We start from the raw sequence: 15955 nt of genomic DNA on the forward strand, positions 1-15955 counted from the left end.
CTCCGCGACCCGCCTCCGCCGTCGACCGGCGGCGGCGATCACCCGGGCGGTTCGCCCGTCCGGCCGCACCGCTCGGTCGAACGGGCCCCGGGCTCAGGACGTGATCTGGAAGCCCCCCAGCGCTTCGTCGAACAGCCGCTGGTGGGCGCCGGGCTGGTCGAGCGGCGTGGTCACCCGCAGCACCCACAGGTCGCTGCCGCGGGGCATCAGCTGCGAGGTGGTGCTGCGCTCGGAGTCGGCGACGGCCGGTCCGATCACGCCGCCCTGGCTGGCGGTGTAGCGCAGGAAGCGGTCCGTCTCGCCGCTGACCTCGTCGGTGGCGCCGGTGGGCCGGTCCTCCTCCAGCCGGAAGGTCCCGTGCTCGCCCGCGGAGCGCTCCTGGAGCACGTCCACGTAGTCCTGCGCGGTGGAGCGGTCGCCGTAGTAGCCCTCGAACCGCTCCACGGCGACCTCGGCGCGGCCGTCCGGGGAGATCAGGTACACCACCATGCTCTCGGTGGGCTGGTTGCGGCTGCCGCGGAACACGTCCCAGCCCTCGGGGGCGACGACCTCGAAACCGCCGCCGCCCTGCTGGCTGCGCTTGGCCTCGTCGACGTAGCGGGCCAGCCGCGGCGTGGCCGGCTGGGACGGAGCGGGAGTGGTGATCTCGGGCAGCACGTCGTGCCCGGCGAGCGCGCGGGTCGCGGCGAACCCACCCGCGGTGGAGGCGGCGAACAGCACCACGGCCGCCAGGCCCAGCACCACCGCGCCCCAGCGGAACCGCCTGCGCGGCGCGGGCGGCGGTTCGCTGAGCATGAACGGCAGCGGGCCGGGGTCGGCGGCCAGCGGCGCCGGTTCCTCGTCGGTGGCGGTGCCGGGGGCGGTGTTCGGCGAGGTGCTGGGGACCTTGCGCACCCGCACCGTCGGCGCCTCCGGGTCCAGCAGCATCTCGAACGGCCGGGTGCCGGAGGGCGGCAGCAGGTCCTGCACGTGGCGGCGCACCTCCTGCGCCGTCATCCGCTGCGCCGGGTCCTTGACCATGAGCCCGGCGATGATCTCGCCGATCGGCCCGGGCCGGTGCGGGGCGGGGACCGGCCCGCGCACCACCGAGGTGATGGTGGCCAGCGGGTCGTCGTTCGCGCCGTAGGGCGCGGTGCCCTCGGAGGCGGCGAACAGCGTCGCGCCCAGCCCCCACAGGTCGGCGGCGTCGGTGACGGCCTCGCCGGAGGCGATCTCGGGGGCGATGAACGCCGGGGTGCCGAGCATGATCCCGGTGGAGGTGATGGTGTGCTCGGAGACGTTGCGGGAGATGCCGAAGTCGCTGAGCTTGATCCGCCCGTCGTCGCCGATCAGCACGTTGCCCGGCTTCACGTCGCGGTGCACGATGCCCGCCCGGTGCGCGGCGTCGAGCGCGGCGGCCACGCCGTCGGCGACCAGCGCCAGCTGCGGGTCGCCGAGCGCGCCGTGCTCGGCGAGCACCGCCGCGAGGCTCTGCGAGGGCACCAGTTCCATGACGACGAACGGTTCGCCCTCGTGCCGGGCCACGTCGTAGAGCGTCACCACGTTGGGATGGGTGACCAGCGCGATCGCCCGCGCTTCGCGCAGCGCGCGTTCCCGGAGCTCGGCGGCCTCGCCCTCGGGCATCCCCCGGGGCAGCAGCACCTCCTTGACCGCCACGGGCCTGCGCAGCAGTTCGTCGGTGCCCGCCCACACGATGCCCATCGCGCCGCCACCGATGCGCTGCTCCAGCCGGTAGCGGTCGGCGATCAGCCGGTCGGCGCCTGCGGCGGCCTCTTCCTCAGTCGTGGGCACCCGCTCATTCTCCACCCCGCGTCGTCGGGTCCGGTCCAAACCCGCCCGTTCACCTGCCAACAGCGGATATCACTCAGCGTGTTCAGCGGAGTCCGCTGGGCGGGACGGCGGTGTTACCGGTAGTGAAGTTTCCCACGTGGTCGGTTCCGGCCGGTCACCGCACCAGGTGCCCAAGATTATTTCGCGCCAACGGGAAAACCCGGCCGACCGGCGCCGTTCGCGGCCCCGGCGGCGCGGCTCGGGATTATGACCAGTCGGGGCGATTCGGATAAGTTGGGCGCGGCCGGGACCACCGCCAGCGGGAGCAAACCGTTCGGCGACCCCGTCACGCACCGCTCGTCGCCCGCCACCCGGCGGGTCGGTGGGAGTGCCCGAAGGCCCCATCGGACCCCCGGTGGGGCCGCGCGATGGTGGGCGCAGCGTGAGTGACGAACAATTCCACGGGGTCGCCTGGTCCACGGTCTGATCACCGGCTCGCCGAGGAGGTGCCCTTGTCCGCGTTCGTCCTCGTCCACCTGCTGGTGGCTCTGGCGTTGCCGATCGTAGCCCGGCGCAACACCGGGATGGCCTTCGCGATCGCCGCCCTGCCACCGGCGGCCGCGCTGACCTGGGTGCTCGCGCGCTCCGGGGCGGTGCTCAGCGGGGACGCCATCGTGGAGGAGGTCCCGTGGTCGCCGCTGCTGGGCCTGGAGTTCACCTTCCGGTTGGACGCGCTCGCGGTGCTGATGACGCTGCTGGTGTCCGGCATCGGGGTGCTGGTGCTGGTCTATTCGATCGGGTACTTCCACGCGGGCAGCGGTGACGCCCGGCGTTCCGCACCGCTGCTGCTGACGTTCGCGGGCACCATGTTCGGGCTGATCCTGGCCGACGACCTGCTCACCGTCTACGTGTTCTGGGAGCTGACGACGGTCTGCTCCTTCCTGCTGGTCGGTCAGGCGGGCATCAGCCGGGAGTCGCGGCGGTCGGCGCTGCAAGCGCTGATGATCACCACGATGGGCGGGCTGGTGATGCTGCTCGGCTTCGTGGTGCTCGGCGAGGCCGCGGGCACCTACCGCATCTCGGAGATCGTCGCGGAGCCGCCCGGCGGCACCCCGCTGGCCGTCGCGGCCTCGCTGATCCTCGTCGGCGCGCTCACCAAGTCGGCCCAGGTGCCCTTCCACAACTGGCTGCCGACCGCGATGGTCGCGCCCACCCCGATCAGCGCGTACCTGCACGCGGCCTCCATGGTGAAGGCCGGGGTGTTCCTGGTCGCCCGCCTCGGCCCGGTGTTCGTCGGGGTGCCCGAGTGGTGGCTGCCGACCGTGGTGTTCGGCCTGATCACGATGGTCTTCGGCGGCTGGCGGGCGCTGCACGAGACGGACCTGAAGAAGCTGCTCGCCTACGGCACCGTCAGCCAGCTCGGGTTCCTGATGGTGCTCGTCGGGCAGGGCACCTACGCGGCCGCGCTGGCCGGGGCGGCGATGCTGCTGGCGCACGGCATGTTCAAAGCGACCCTGTTCCTCGTCGTCGGCATCGTCGACCACCAGACCGGCACCCGGGACGTGCGGGAGCTGTCCGGGCTCGGGCGGCGGATGCCCGCGCTGGCCACGATCGCCGCGCTGGCGGTGGCGTCGATGGCGGGCCTGCCGCCGATGCTGGGCTTCCTCGGCAAGGAGGCCGCGTTCGGCGCGTTCCTGGAGGAGGGCGGCGGCACCGGGTTGCTCATCGACTTCGTGCTGCTGCTCGGCTCGGTGTTCACCGTGGCCTACAGCGCGCGGATGCTGTGGGGCGCGTTCGCCCGCAAACCGGGCGTGGCCCCCACCGGGGGCAAGCAGCCCGGGGCGGTGCTGCTGGTGCCCGCCGCGATCCCCGCGTTCGCCGGGGTCGTGCTCGGCATCGGGTATCCGCTGACCGACGAGCTCGCCGGTTCCTACGCCGCCGTGTACGGCGCCGGGGTCGACCCGCTGCACCTGGAGCTGTGGCACGGCTTCGAACTGCCGCTGCTGTTCTCGGTGGTCGCGGTCGCCGCTGGGTTGTGGGTGCACGCGATGCGCGTCCCGCTCACCGCGCTGCGCCGCAGGCTGCCGAAGCCGCTCGACGCGCAGCGCGGCTACGAGCGGATCATGGCCCTGCTGGAGCGCACCGCCGTCGGCGTCACCGGCCGCACCCAGGTCGGTTCGCTGCCGACCTACCTGGCGATCATCCTGCTCACGGTGGTCGCCGTCCCCGGATCGGTGCTGGTCTACCACGCGCACGTGCCCGCGGACATGGCGCTGCACCACAACCTGCTGCAGATCCCGCTGGCGATCCTGGTGATCATCGCGGCGATCGCGGTGGTGCGGGCGAAGCGGCGGCTCACCGCGGTGCTGCTCGTCGGCGTGATCGGCTACGGCATCGGCGGCCTGTTCATCGTGGACGGCGGGCCGGACGTGGCGCTCGCCCAGTTCCTGGTCGAGACGCTGACCATGGTCGCGTTCGTGTTCGTGCTGCGGCGGCTGCCCGCGCGGTTCACCAAGGGCGACGCGGCGCGGTCGCTGCGCTGGCCGAAGCTGGCGCTGTCGGTGGCGGGCGGGGTGGTCATCGCGCTCGGCGCGGTGCTGTTCAGCGCGGCGCGGCAGCAACCGCCGGCGGTCAGCGCCGACTTCATCGCGCAGTCCGAGGAAGGCGCCGGGGCCACCAACATCGTCAACGCGATCCTCGTCGACTTCCGCGCGTTCGACACCGTCGGCGAGATCTCCGTGCTCGCCGTCGCCGCGACCGGTGTCGCCAGCCTCGTGCTGGCCTCCCGGTTCGACCGCAGGCGCCGCAGCTCGCGCGGCGCGCAGGCGACGGCTCCCGCGGAACGCCCCGGAGTCGTGCTCAGCGGGAACGGGAACGGGCGGCGCCAGGAGGAGGAGGAGCAGTCATGACCGACCCCAGGATCACCGCCCCCCGCAACGGGGAACGCCCCGGCGTGCCGTGGACCGGGTGGGACGCCCCGCGGGAGCGCTGGCTGCTGTCCGGCTTCCCCCGCGACGGCCGGGAACGGGCCGTGCTGCTCGAACTCGCCGCCCGCATCGTGTTCCCGACCGTGCTGGTGCTGTCGATCTACCTGCTGTTCGCCGGGCACGACCGGGCGGGCGGCGGCTTCAGCGGCGGCCTCGTGGCCGGGCAGGCGTTCGCGCTGCGCTACCTCGCGGGCGGCCGGATGGACGACAGCGCGATCATCTCGCTGCGGCCTCCCGTGCTGATCGGGCTCGGGCTCACCATCGCCACCCTCACCGGGTTCCTGCCGCTGGTGTTCGGGCAGGAACTGCTGGAGAGCGCCATCTTCAAGATCTCCGTCCCGCTGCTGGGCCAGATCAAGTTCGTCTCCAGCATCCTGCTCGACATCGGCGTCTACCTGCTGATCATCGGCGTGGTGCTGGACCTGCTGCGCACGCTCGGCTCCGGAGTGGAGGCCGACGCGGCCGCGGCGGAGAGGGGACAGGCATGACCGCGAACCTCACCGTGAACCTCACCATGGCCGTGGTGCTGGCCGCGCTGTACTCCGCGGGGTTCTACCTGCTCATGCAGCGCTCGCTGATGCGCATCCTGATCGGCACGGTGATCGTCGGGCACGGCGCCAACCTGCTGCTGCAGCTGGCGGGCGGACCGCCCGGGCGGGCCCCGATCCTCGGCGACGCCGCACCGGAGCAGATGACCGATCCGCTGCCGCAGGCGATGGCGCTGACCGCGATCGTGATCACCTTCGCGCTCACCACGTTCCTGCTTGCGCTCGCCTACCGCTCGTGGGTGCTGCTCGGCCACGACGAGGTCCGCGACGACGTCGAGGACCGCCGGATCCGGCGGCTGGAACGCAGGCTCGCCGAATCCGAGGACGACAAGGCGAACGAAGACGAACTCGAACGGGAGGCCACCCAGTGACGGTCCTCGTGGCCCTGCCCGTCCTGCTGCCGCTGGCGGCGGCCGGGATGTCCCTCGCACTGGGCCGGTTCGCCGACTTCCAGCGCATCATCGGGCTGGTCGTGCTCGCCGCGATCATCGCCGACGCGGGATTCCTGCTGTACCTGACCGACCGCACCGGGCCCGTCGTGCTCCAGATCGGCGGCTGGGCCGCGCCCGCGGGCATCACGCTGATCGCCGACCGGCTCTCGGCGCTGCTGCTGGTCGTCTCGGCAGTGGTGACCTTCGCGGTGCTGATCTACTCGATCGGGCAGCGGCTCACCGACTACGGCCGGGAGCGCGCCAGCACCACGTTCCACCCGATGTACCTGGTGCTGTGCGCCGGGGTGTCGCTGGCCTACCTCGCGGGCGACCTGTTCAACCTGTTCGTCGCGTTCGAGATCATGCTGTCCTCCTCGTACGTGCTGATCACGCGGCGCACCACGGCCAGCCGGGTGCGCGCGGGCATGACCTACGTGATCGTCAGCCTCACCTCGTCGCTGCTGTTCATCACCATGATCGCGCTGGTGTACGCGGCCACGGCCACCGTGAACCTCGCCGACCTCGGCGGGAAGGTCGCGCTGCTGCCCGAGGGGCTGCAGGTGGCGCTCGGGCTGATGATGGTGATCGTGTTCGGGGTGAAGGCGGCGATGGTGCCGCTGCACTTCTGGCTGCCGGACAGCTACCCGACCGCGCCCGCCCCGGTCACCGCCGTGTTCGCCGGACTGCTCACCAAGGTCGGCATCTACGCGCTGATCCGCACCCAGACGCTGGTGTTCAGCCACGACCGCAGCTGGACGCTGATGCTGGTGATCGCGCTGGTCACCATGCTGGTCGGGGCGCTGGGCGCGCTCGCGCAGAACGACCTCAACCGGATGCTGTCGTTCCTGCTGGTCAGCCACATCGGCTACATGCTGTTCGGGCTCGGCGTCTACGACGTCATCGGGCTCACTGGCGTGATCCTCTACGTGGTGCACCACATCACCGTGCAGGCGACGTTGTTCCTGGTCAGCGGGTTGATAACCCGGCACACCGGCACGGTGGCGCTGAGCCGGATGGGCGGGCTGGCGAAGGCGGCGCCGATGATCGCGGTGCTGTTCGCGCTGCCCGCGCTGAGCCTCGCCGGGGTGCCGCCGTTCTCCGGGTTCGTCGCGAAGCTGGCGCTGCTGCAAGCGGGCATCGGCGCCGGGACCTGGTCGGCCTACGCGGTCACCGCCGGGACGATCCTCACCAGCCTGCTCACCCTCTACGCGATGGCGCGGGTGTGGACCAGGGCGTTCTGGGGGCAGGTCCGCGCGCCCGAAGCCGACCCGGACCCGGACGACGAGCTCGTCGTCGGCACCGGGAACTCGACCCGGCCGATGGTCGCGGCCACCGGCGTCCTGGTCACCGCCAGCGTGGTCATCGCCCTGGTCGCCGGGCCGCTGGCCGGGGTCAGCGAGCGCGCCGCGGACGACCTGATGCAGGGCACGACCTACCGCGAAGCGGTGCTGGGAGGTGCGCGATGACCACGCCGGCCCGACGGGCGCTGCGCAGGCTGCCGCTGGTGCTGTGGCTGACCGCGGTGTGGATCCTGCTGTGGGGCACCCTCGACCTGGGCACCCTGGTGTTCGGCCTGCTGGTGGCGCTGCTGGTGACGCTCGTGTTCCCGCTGCCGCCGGTCACCACGCACATGGTGGTGCGGCCGCTGTCCCTGCTGCGGCTGGTCTGCTACCTCGCGGTCGACCTGGTGGTGTCCACGGTGCGGGTGTCCTGGCAGGCGGTCCGGTACGGGCCGCGGACCAGGGCGGGCATCGTGCGGGTGACGCTGCTGACCGACTCCGACCACCTCACCGCGATGGTCGCCAACGCGGTCTCGCTGGCGCCCGGCAAGTTCGTCATGCAGATCGACCGGGCGCACCGCATCTGCTACGTGTACGCGCTCGGCATGCGCGCCGGCGGCGAGGAGCTGGTGCGGCGCGAGGTGCTGGCGCTGGAGCGCCGCATCGTCCGGGCCGTCGGTTCCGCAGCGGAGCTGGAGCTCGTCGGCCGCATCGAGGACTCCGCCGGGACCGCGGGGAAGGAGGACGCCTGATGGACGTCGTGTTCGTCGTGACCTTCGCGCTGCTGTGCCTGGCGGCGCTGCTGGCGCTGATCCGGATGATCATGGGCTCGTCGACGCTGGACCGCATCGTGGCGCTGGACGTCATCGTCACGCTGATCGTGGCGGGCACCTGCGTGAGCATGGGCTGGCTGCGGGACGGCTCCAACATCGCGCTGCTGACCACGTTCGCGCTGCTGGCGTTCATCGGTTCGACCAGCGCGGCCCGGCTCGTCGAGAAGAAGGAGCCGTACCGGTGAGCGTGCTCGATGTGATCTCCGCGTGCTGCCTGGTGCTCGGCGCGCTGTCCTGCCTGCTCGGCGCGGTGGGGCTGCTGACCTTCCCGGACGTCACCGCCCGGCTGCAGGCGGCGACGAAGCCGCAGACCCTCGGGCTGATCCTGGTGCTGATCGGGACCGCGTTGCAGCTGGACTTCCACTACTCGCTGGCGCTGGCGCTGGTCGCGCTGTTCCAGATGCTCACCGCCCCGGTGCTGGCGCAGCTGGTGGGGCGCGCGGCGTACCGGGCGGACAGCATCCGGCGGGAGAACCTGGTCGTCGACGAGATGGGCGAGCGCATCGAGCGCGAACACGACCGGCCTTGATCGACGTGCGTGCGCTGCGGGTACCGTTCCGCCCGGGGAGGTTGCGCGTGCGCGCTGTGTTCTCCCCCACTCCCGGCCAACGCGGGAGGTCGGTACCGCGTCCACCGGATCGCGGTGCAGCACAGGCAACGAGGGAGCAGTCATGCGCGTCCGACCAGTCGCCGGAGCGTTGATCGCGGGGCTCTGCCTCGCCGCGTGCGGCGACCCCGCGCCCCCGGCCGCGCAGGAGCCGCCGGCCGTGGTCACGCTGCCGAAGGCGATCTCGCCGCCGCCCGCGGGCGCGTCCACCAGCGCGACCCCGCCCGCGCCCTCGGTCAGCAGCACCACGACCGCGAGCAGCACGCCGCGGGCCACCAGCACCCCGGACGAGGAACCGACCTCCGGCGCCGAGGAGTCGAGCACCGCCCCCGACGGCGGGGACGTCGAGTGCGGGACGTTCACCGACAAGGCCGGGCGCGGCCACCGGCTGTTCGCCGGGCGCAGCGACGCCGGCGAGGTCCTCAGCTGCGGGGAAGCCGACCGGGTGATGAACAAGTACTTCTCGTTGCCCAAGGACCAGGTCGAGGGCAGCGGCAGGTTCGCGAACTTCGAGGACTACGGCTGCGCGAGCACCCCGAAGGACCGGGTGCAGGCGCTCTGTTCCAGCTCCGACGGCAAGTCGTCCTACATCACCGCCTGACACCGTGTTGCGACGATCCGGGCAACCTGCCGCGCGCAGCGGCGAGCACCGCCCGCACTGTGATCAAATGGCCTGGTGCGGCGGCCCGTCGCCGCGAAGCGCTGCGTGGAAAGGTGTGGAGTGCTGATGGCACGCATGGGGCGACTGCTCGCGGTCCTGACGCTCGGCGGGGTTCTGCTGTTCTCGCCCGCGGCCGGTGGTGCCGCGCCGGCCGAAGCCGCCCCGGCGCCCACCGCGGTGGTCGCGCAGGCGGAACCGTCCGCGCCGCCCGGGCCGGACCTCAACGGCGACCGGCAGTCCGCGGCCGAGGACAAGCAGCGGCTCGTGACCGGTATCGCCGGCATCGTGCTCATCGCCGCGGTGCTGCTGTCGCGCAAGGCGCGCAAGCGCCCGGTCTTCAGCTTCAAGTGGAAGAACTAGGGATTTCCCTCGCCGAACAGACCGGGAAAAAAGGCAACGCGGTCGGTTTTCGGCATTCTTTTCGAAGATTTCGCGCTATGGCCTAGACCTGGCGGGCTAACCTGTGGGATTTTCACAACTGCACGGGTTGTGCGCGCCGCTCCGGGCGTGCCGCGCGCTCCCGGCGGGACGGTTCGACACTTGGGGTTCGCGCCCCTCGCAGACGTGGGCCGGCACCGGGAAGCCCCCCGACCGGTGCCGGCCCACACCCTACTCACCGCCCCTTCGCGGAACGTCCGCCGCGGCCGCGTGCCGAATGCCCGCCGCGCAATCCGCTCGCCCCGAGTTCCCGCTGGGTACGGCCCGCGGAATTGCGGTGCGGAAGCGCTCGCCGATGCGGTTCCGCTCGTTTCCGCCGGGCTCGCGGACCGGGAACTCGCCGAATTCCGCCGGGGAAGTTGAAGGTGAAACTTCTACTCCTCGGCTGATCACACGGCACCGCTGAGCGCAATCCGCCGACCGGCTGGCGGTCCGGGGCTCCGACTCCGGGTTCCACCGCGATCCGGTCGTGCAGGATGGTCGGCACATGAACCACGACACCGCAGCCCGCGACACCGCGCTCCGCTCCGAAACCCGCGCCACCTGCCGGGAGATCGTCCGACGCCACGAGCGCGCACTCGTCGAGCTCGCCCGCGGGCTGCACGCCGAACCCGAGACCGCCTTCGCCGAGCACCGCAGCGCCGCGAAGGTGCGCGAGCTGCTCGCCGCGCACGGGTTCGAGGTGGCCGCGCCCGTCGCCGGGCTCGACACCGCCTTCACCGCGGACCGCGGCACCGGCGACCTCGTCGTCGGCATCTGCGCCGAGTACGACGCGCTGCCCGAGATCGGGCACGCCTGCGGGCACAACATCATCGCCGCGGCGGCCGCGGGCGCCGCGCTCGCCCTCGCCGAGGTCGCCGACGAGCTCGGCATCACCGTCCGCGTCATCGGCACCCCCGCCGAAGAACTCGGCGGCGGCAAGGTGCTCATGCTCGAACGCGGCGTGTTCGACGGGCTCGCGATGGCGATGATGGTCCACCCCGGGCCGGAGGAGATCTGCGCGCCGCGCTCGCTGGCCATCAACGACCTGGAAGTGCGCTACACCGGCCGCGCCGCGCACGCGGCCGCCGCCCCCGAGCTCGGCGTCAACGCCGCCGACGCGCTCACCGTCGCGCAGGTCGCGATCGGGCTGCTGCGCCAGCACCTCGAACCGGGGCAGATGGTGCACGGTATCGTCACCTCGGGCGGCGCCGCTCCGAACGTCGTTCCCGCCCGCACCGCGGCGATGTACAACCTGCGCGCCGCCGAATCGGCTTCCTTGGAGCGCCTGGAGAACCGCATCCGGGCCTGCTTCGAGGCGGGCGCGACCGCGACCGGCTGCACCTCCGAGGTCGTGCAGATCTCGCCGGTGTACGCCGAACTGTCCTGCGACGACGAGCTCTCCGAGGCCTACCGCGCGGCGATCACCGAGCTCGGCAGGGCACCTGTGCCGCGCGCCGAGCAGACCGACCAGGTCATCGGCAGCACCGACATGGGCAACGTCTCGCAGCTGCTGCCCGCGATCCACCCGATGATCGCGCTGGACTGCGGCGACGCGGTGACCCACCAGGTGGAGTTCGCCGCCGCCTGCGCCTCGCCCTCCGCCGACCGCGCGGTGCTCGACGGAGCGGTGGCGATGGCGTGGACGGCGATCGCGGCGGCCACCGACCCCGGCCTGAGATCGCGGCTCGCGACCTCGGCCGAAGACCGCCCGGGGCGGACCGGGAAGCACAACTCGGCCGGGCAGGGGGACGCCCCCGGCCCGGTGCGACGGCAACACACGTCGGGAGGCGTGGCGTGACGGTAGTGGATTCACGCGGCCCCGAGCCGCGCAGGACACCGAACGACGGCGGGACGAGCACCGCGGATCCGGCTGCGTGGGCGCAGGCCGAACTGGGCGCGCCACCGTCCGGCGAGCCGATCGGCGGCGACGGCGACACCATGTCCGGCGTGGAAGATCTCGGCTCCGGACGCGGCCCCGCCTGGCTGGATGCCTGGCTCACCGCCAACGCGGGGCACGTGGTGGCCTGGCGACGGCACATCCACGCCAACCCGGAGCTCTCCCGCGCCGAGCACGGCACCACCGCGTTCCTCTTCGAGCGGCTCACCGAAGCCGGGCTGAGCCCGCGCGTGCTGCCCGGCGGCACCGGCCTGCTCTGCGACATCGGGCCGGACGGCGGCCAGCCGCGGCGCACCGTCGCGCTGCGGGCGGACATCGACGCGCTGCCGCTGACGGAGGCGACCGGGCTGCCGTTCGCCTCCGGCACCGACGGGGTCGCGCACGCCTGCGGGCACGACGCGCACACGACGGTCCTGCTGGGCACGGCGCTGGCGCTCGCCACCGGACCGGAGCTGCCCGGGCGGATCCGGCTGATCTTCCAGCACGCCGAGGAGGTCATGCCCGGCGGCGCGCTGGACGTGCTGGCCGCGGGCGGGCTCGACGGGGTGGAGCAGATCTTCGGGCTGCACTGCGATCCGCGGCTGCCCGTGGGTCGGATCGGGGTGAAGTCCGGTGCGATCACCTCCGCCAGCGACCTGCTGGAGCTGCGGCTGAACTCGCCGGGCGGGCACACCTCGCGGCCGCACCTGACCGCGGACCTGGTGCACGCGCTCGGCACCGTCATCACCGGGCTGCCCACGCTGCTCTCGCGCCGCGTCGACCCGCGCACCGGCACCGTGCTGACCTGGGGTGCGGTGCACGCGGGGGAGGCGCCGAACGCGATCCCGCAGACCGGCGTGCTCACCGGAACGCTGCGCACCGGTGACCGTGGCACCTGGGCGGAGCTGGAACCGCTGACGCGGGAACTGGTGGCCGGGCTGCTGGCGCCGCTGGGCGTGGGCTTCGACCTGCAGCACCGCCGCGGCGTCCCGCCGGTGGTCAACGACGCCGCGAGCACCGAGCTGATGTCCGCGGCGATCCAGGAGGCGCTCGGCGAGCACGCGGTCACCGGGACCCCGCAGTCCTCCGGTGGCGAGGACTTCGGCTGGTACCTGGAACACGTGCCGGGCGCGTTCGTGCGGCTCGGGGTGCGCTCCGGGCAGGCGCGGGCGCGGGACCTGCACCAGCCGACGTTCGACCTGGACGAGCGGGCGCTGCTGGTCGGCATCCGGGTGATGGTGGGGACGGCGCTGGCGGCCTTGACGCGCTGACCTGCGAGAACGGTGCGGTGATCGGGTTGTCACCCGATCGGGATGTATCTGTTCGGGGGTTCGCGGCCTCTTCAGGGCATGACCGCGAACCTGCTCACCGATCCCGCTGATCCGGCGGCCGCTCCCGCCGCCGCCCGGCCCGTTCCCGTCCCGCCCGTTCCCGTCCGGCCTGTTCCCGTACCGCCCGCGGCCGTCGTGCCCGCGGCCGTCGTGCCCGCGGCCGTCTCCCGCGCGCCCGATCGGCCTGCCGCGCGGGCCGCGCCCGGTCCGCCTGCCCGACGGCGGGGCCGGTTCGATTCGGGGCGCGGGCGACGCCCCTGCGCCTCGCTGCACGGCGCGCTCGCCCGCTCCACCGCCGAGGAGGTGTTCGGCGCCGACCGGGTGCGCGCCGAACTGGACGCCGGGCGCTGGGTCGAACCGTGGGGCGGTGTGCTGCTGCCCGCCCGCCGCGCCCGGGACCCGCTCGCGCGGGCCGAGGCCGCGCTGCTGCGCGCCGGTCCGCACGCGGTGCTCAGCGGGCCCACCGCCGTCGCCATGCACGGCTGCACCGAGGCGTTCGACGACGAGGTCGTGCACGTCGCGGTGCCCTACCACCGCCAGCCCCGCTCGGTGCCCGGCCTGCTGATCAAGCAGGCCTGCGTCCGCGAGTCCGAGGTGCTGGAGCTCGACGGGCTGCGGGTGCACGCGCTTGAAGTCGCGCTGGTCGAGATGCTCTGCACCGGGGAACGGCGCACCGCGCTCGCCTGCCTGGAGCAGGCGCTGGCCGCGCTGGGCACGGCCGCCGAGCGGTTCCACGCCGTGGTGGCCGAGCAGGTGCACCGCAGGCGGGACCGCCGCGGCACCCGCCGCGCCGCGGAACTGCTCGATCTCGCGCGGCTCGGTCCGTCCGGTGCGGTCCCGATCGTCGCCCGCATCGAAGCCGCCGCACCGGCGAACGCGCTCGCCGGAGGTGCGTCGTGACCGAGCGCCGGGACATCACACGAACGCCTGTGATGACCGCATCCGAATGCGTTATGTTCAGCGAGGAACCCGGTATTCCGGCCCGATCCAGCACTCGCGTCCGCCGCCCCGCCGCGCGGATCCGCTGGGGCCGCGGGACGAGGAGGGCACGAGGTGTCACGCAACGACGATCGGTTCCCGGACCAGGTGCGGGGCTCGGCCCCTGTCCTGCCGAACGGGACCGCGGTCACCGGCACGGCGGAATCGCGCGCGGCGCTCGGCGAGCCCGTGGAGCTGGTGCTGCTGGACGTGGGTGGGCCCGTCTACGACGACTGCTGGTACCGGGAAGCGCTGCTGCGGGCGACCTGCGAACTCGTCGCGGAGAACGGCGGGATGCTGCTCGAAGCGGAGTTCCAGCGGGTCTACGACGCGCGGCGGCAGTCGCAGGAAGGTTCGCTGCGCACCGCCATGGCCGAGCACTTCCTCCGCGACGGCGACCGGGAGCGGTTGTCCGACCGGGCCGAGAGCTACTGGTTCTACCCGCCCTCCGCCCTGCACCCGGACGTGCTGCCCGCGCTGCGGCAGCTGTCCGAGCGGTACTCGATCGCCGTGGTGGCCAACCAGCGGGCGCTGGTCGTGGACGCGCTGCGCCGCGACGGGGTGGCCCCGTTCATCGACCACTGGGCGATCTCGGAGCTGGTGGGGGCGGCCAAACCGGACCCGGAGATCTTCTGGCACGCGCTGAACCGGGCCGGCGTGCTGCCGCGGAACGCGGTGCACGTCGGCAACCGGCTCGACTCCGACGTGCGCGGCGCGCAGCGCCTGGGGATGCGCACCATCTGGGTGGTGCGCGGCGAAGCACCGCCGGACCCGACGCCGGAGCAGCTGGGCGAACCGGACATCGCGGTGTTCTCGCTGGCCGACGTGCCCGCCGCGGTGGAACGCCTGCAACGAGCCCGGTAGCCGGGTCAGGCTTCGGCGACCTCCACCGCGACGCCGCGCTCGCGCAGCTCGTCCAGCACCGGTCGCGGGGTCGCCGGGTCCACGACGACCAGGTCGAACTCGGTCAGCGGCGCCAGCTCGTGCACCGCGCGCCGCTCGAACTTGGAGCGGTCCGCCAGCAGGACGCGGGTGGCGGCGGTGCGCATCAGCGCCCGCTTCACCTGCACGGACTCCAGCGAGCGGTGCAGGCAGTGCCCGTCCACCACGGCCGTCGCGGACAGCAGCAGCACGTCCGAGCGCAACGCGCCCGCCATCTCCGCGGCGTGCAGGCCGAAGAACGCGTCGTAGCCCGGGTGGAAGTCGCCGCCGAGGCCGATCACGTGCACGCCGTCCTCCTCGCGCAACCGGTTGATCACCGGGAGGAAGTTGGTGACGACGGTCAGCGGGGCCAGCTCGCCGAGCCGTTCGGCGACCGCGAGCCCGCTCGTGCTGTCGTCGAGCGCGACGACCTGGCCGGGGGAGAGGTGGCGCAGCGCGTGGCGGGCGATCCGGGACTTGGCCTCCGCCGCGTCGGACCGGCGGGCGCCGACCGACCTGGGCAGCAGCGAACCCGGGGTGGAGGTGGCGCCGCCGCGGACCTTGCGCAACCAGCCCTGGCGTTCGAGGACGTCCAGGTCGCGGTGGATGGTCATCCCGCTGACGCCGTACTCCTCGACGAGCCGCTCGATGCGCACGGTGCCGTCGGCGAGCACCGCCTGCCGGATGCGCTCGCGCCGCTGCTGCTGGGACACCGCCCCGCTGACCTGGCCCACACCCACCTCACCACCGACGTGTGCCGTCGGTGTGATTATCACACGCGGGAGGTGACGTCCGGGCCGCTCGGCGGTGCCGAGTCGATCACGGTCCGACGTTGCCGCAGGGCCGGGTGCGCAGCTTCGCCACGTAGTCCTCGGGCGCGCCCGCCGCCTCCGCCGCGTCGGCCATCACGCCGAGGTAGCGGGCCGAGGGCAGGCCGCCCTCGTAGGCGTCCAGCACGTACAGCCAGGCGAGCACCGGTCCGTCCAGGGTCTGCACCCGAAGCCGCAGCTTCTTGTGCATCCCCAGCTCGGAGCCCTCCCAGCGGTCGAGCTGCCGTTCGTCCTCGGGGCTGACGTCATACAGCACGGTGAAGACCTGCTCGCCGGGGTGCTCGACGATCGTCGCCAGCGCACCTTCCCAGCCGTAGTCCTCACCACCGAAGGTCAGCCGCCAGTCCATCAGCCAGCCCGTTCCCGCCAGCGGGGAGTGCGGGGCTCGCTCGGTCATCTGGGCCGGATCCATGTTGGACCCGTACGCGGCGTACAGCGGCACGCCCCACAGGGTAGCGATCGATGGGCCCGATGTCGGAGTG

Annotated in this window: 16 protein-coding genes; 13 read left to right on the forward strand and 3 right to left on the reverse strand. The window is 72.9% G+C overall.

What is annotated here, in order from left to right; translation table 11 throughout:
- Window positions 1-93 precede the first annotated feature (93 nt).
- Window positions 94-1791, reverse strand: a complete 1698-nt coding sequence (locus H1226_RS03945; RefSeq protein ID WP_258346636.1) for a serine/threonine-protein kinase — start codon at window positions 1789-1791, stop codon at window positions 94-96.
- 491 nt (window positions 1792-2282) lie between these two features.
- Here H1226_RS03945 and mbhE point away from each other — a divergent pair, with 491 nt between their 5' ends.
- From mbhE to H1226_RS04010, 13 genes are all read left to right on the forward strand, one after another.
- On the forward strand, window positions 2283-4679 hold the full coding sequence (gene mbhE / locus H1226_RS03950) for a hydrogen gas-evolving membrane-bound hydrogenase subunit E (protein WP_258346644.1): 2397 nt from the start codon (window positions 2283-2285) through the stop codon (window positions 4677-4679).
- Window positions 4676-5245 (forward strand): MnhB domain-containing protein, encoded by a 570-nt coding sequence (locus H1226_RS03955; protein WP_224955907.1) that lies wholly within the window; start codon window positions 4676-4678, stop codon window positions 5243-5245. Before mbhE ends, H1226_RS03955 begins: the two co-directional genes overlap by 4 nt.
- Window positions 5242-5676 carry a Na(+)/H(+) antiporter subunit C gene (locus H1226_RS03960; protein WP_224955906.1) on the forward strand — a complete coding sequence of 145 codons (435 nt, stop codon included), beginning with the start codon at window positions 5242-5244 and terminating at the stop codon, window positions 5674-5676. Before H1226_RS03955 ends, H1226_RS03960 begins: the two co-directional genes overlap by 4 nt.
- Window positions 5673-7202, forward strand: a complete 1530-nt coding sequence (locus H1226_RS03965) for a Na+/H+ antiporter subunit D (protein ID WP_224955905.1) — start codon at window positions 5673-5675, stop codon at window positions 7200-7202. The genes H1226_RS03960 and H1226_RS03965 overlap by 4 nt, the downstream gene beginning before the upstream one ends.
- The gene (locus H1226_RS03970) at window positions 7199-7768 is read left to right on the forward strand and encodes a Na+/H+ antiporter subunit E (protein ID WP_224955904.1); all 570 of its coding nucleotides are present in this window, start codon (window positions 7199-7201) and stop codon (window positions 7766-7768) included. The genes H1226_RS03965 and H1226_RS03970 overlap by 4 nt, the downstream gene beginning before the upstream one ends.
- Window positions 7768-8034, forward strand: a complete 267-nt coding sequence (locus H1226_RS03975) for a monovalent cation/H+ antiporter complex subunit F (protein WP_224955903.1) — start codon at window positions 7768-7770, stop codon at window positions 8032-8034. Before H1226_RS03970 ends, H1226_RS03975 begins: the two co-directional genes overlap by 1 nt.
- Window positions 8031-8378, forward strand: coding sequence for a monovalent cation/H(+) antiporter subunit G (mnhG, locus tag H1226_RS03980; protein WP_224955902.1), 348 nt, complete (start codon window positions 8031-8033; stop codon window positions 8376-8378). The genes H1226_RS03975 and mnhG overlap by 4 nt, the downstream gene beginning before the upstream one ends.
- A 142-nt stretch (window positions 8379-8520) precedes the next feature.
- Entirely contained in the window at window positions 8521-9057 is a 537-nt protein-coding gene (locus H1226_RS03985) for a hypothetical protein (protein ID WP_258346748.1), read from the forward strand.
- A gap of 126 nt (window positions 9058-9183) precedes the next feature.
- Window positions 9184-9477 (forward strand): hypothetical protein, encoded by a 294-nt coding sequence (locus tag H1226_RS03990; RefSeq protein WP_224955900.1) that lies wholly within the window; start codon window positions 9184-9186, stop codon window positions 9475-9477.
- A gap of 565 nt (window positions 9478-10042) precedes the next feature.
- Window positions 10043-11335, forward strand: coding sequence for an amidohydrolase (locus tag H1226_RS03995; RefSeq protein WP_224955899.1), 1293 nt, complete (start codon window positions 10043-10045; stop codon window positions 11333-11335).
- Window positions 11332-12684 carry a M20 family metallopeptidase gene (locus H1226_RS04000; RefSeq protein WP_373690010.1) on the forward strand — a complete coding sequence of 451 codons (1353 nt, stop codon included), beginning with the start codon at window positions 11332-11334 and terminating at the stop codon, window positions 12682-12684. The genes H1226_RS03995 and H1226_RS04000 overlap by 4 nt, the downstream gene beginning before the upstream one ends.
- Window positions 12685-12762: 78 nt before the next feature.
- Window positions 12763-13644, forward strand: coding sequence for a hypothetical protein (locus tag H1226_RS04005; RefSeq protein ID WP_258346779.1), 882 nt, complete (start codon window positions 12763-12765; stop codon window positions 13642-13644).
- 153 nt (window positions 13645-13797) lie between these two features.
- The gene (locus H1226_RS04010) at window positions 13798-14586 is read left to right on the forward strand and encodes an HAD family hydrolase (protein WP_258346797.1); all 789 of its coding nucleotides are present in this window, start codon (window positions 13798-13800) and stop codon (window positions 14584-14586) included.
- A gap of 5 nt (window positions 14587-14591) precedes the next feature.
- Here the strand turns inward: H1226_RS04010 and H1226_RS04015 are convergent, their stop codons facing one another.
- Both H1226_RS04015 and H1226_RS04020 read right to left on the reverse strand, forming a co-directional pair.
- Window positions 14592-15377 (reverse strand): DeoR/GlpR family DNA-binding transcription regulator, encoded by a 786-nt coding sequence (locus tag H1226_RS04015; protein ID WP_258346804.1) that lies wholly within the window; start codon window positions 15375-15377, stop codon window positions 14592-14594.
- Window positions 15378-15462: 85 nt separating this feature from the next.
- On the reverse strand, window positions 15463-15915 hold the full coding sequence (locus H1226_RS04020) for a gamma-glutamylcyclotransferase (RefSeq protein WP_224961533.1): 453 nt from the start codon (window positions 15913-15915) through the stop codon (window positions 15463-15465).
- Window positions 15916-15955 lie beyond the last annotated feature (40 nt).

This window comes from Saccharopolyspora gregorii, from assembly GCF_024734405.1.
Taxonomy (GTDB): domain Bacteria; phylum Actinomycetota; class Actinomycetes; order Mycobacteriales; family Pseudonocardiaceae; genus Saccharopolyspora_C; species Saccharopolyspora_C gregorii.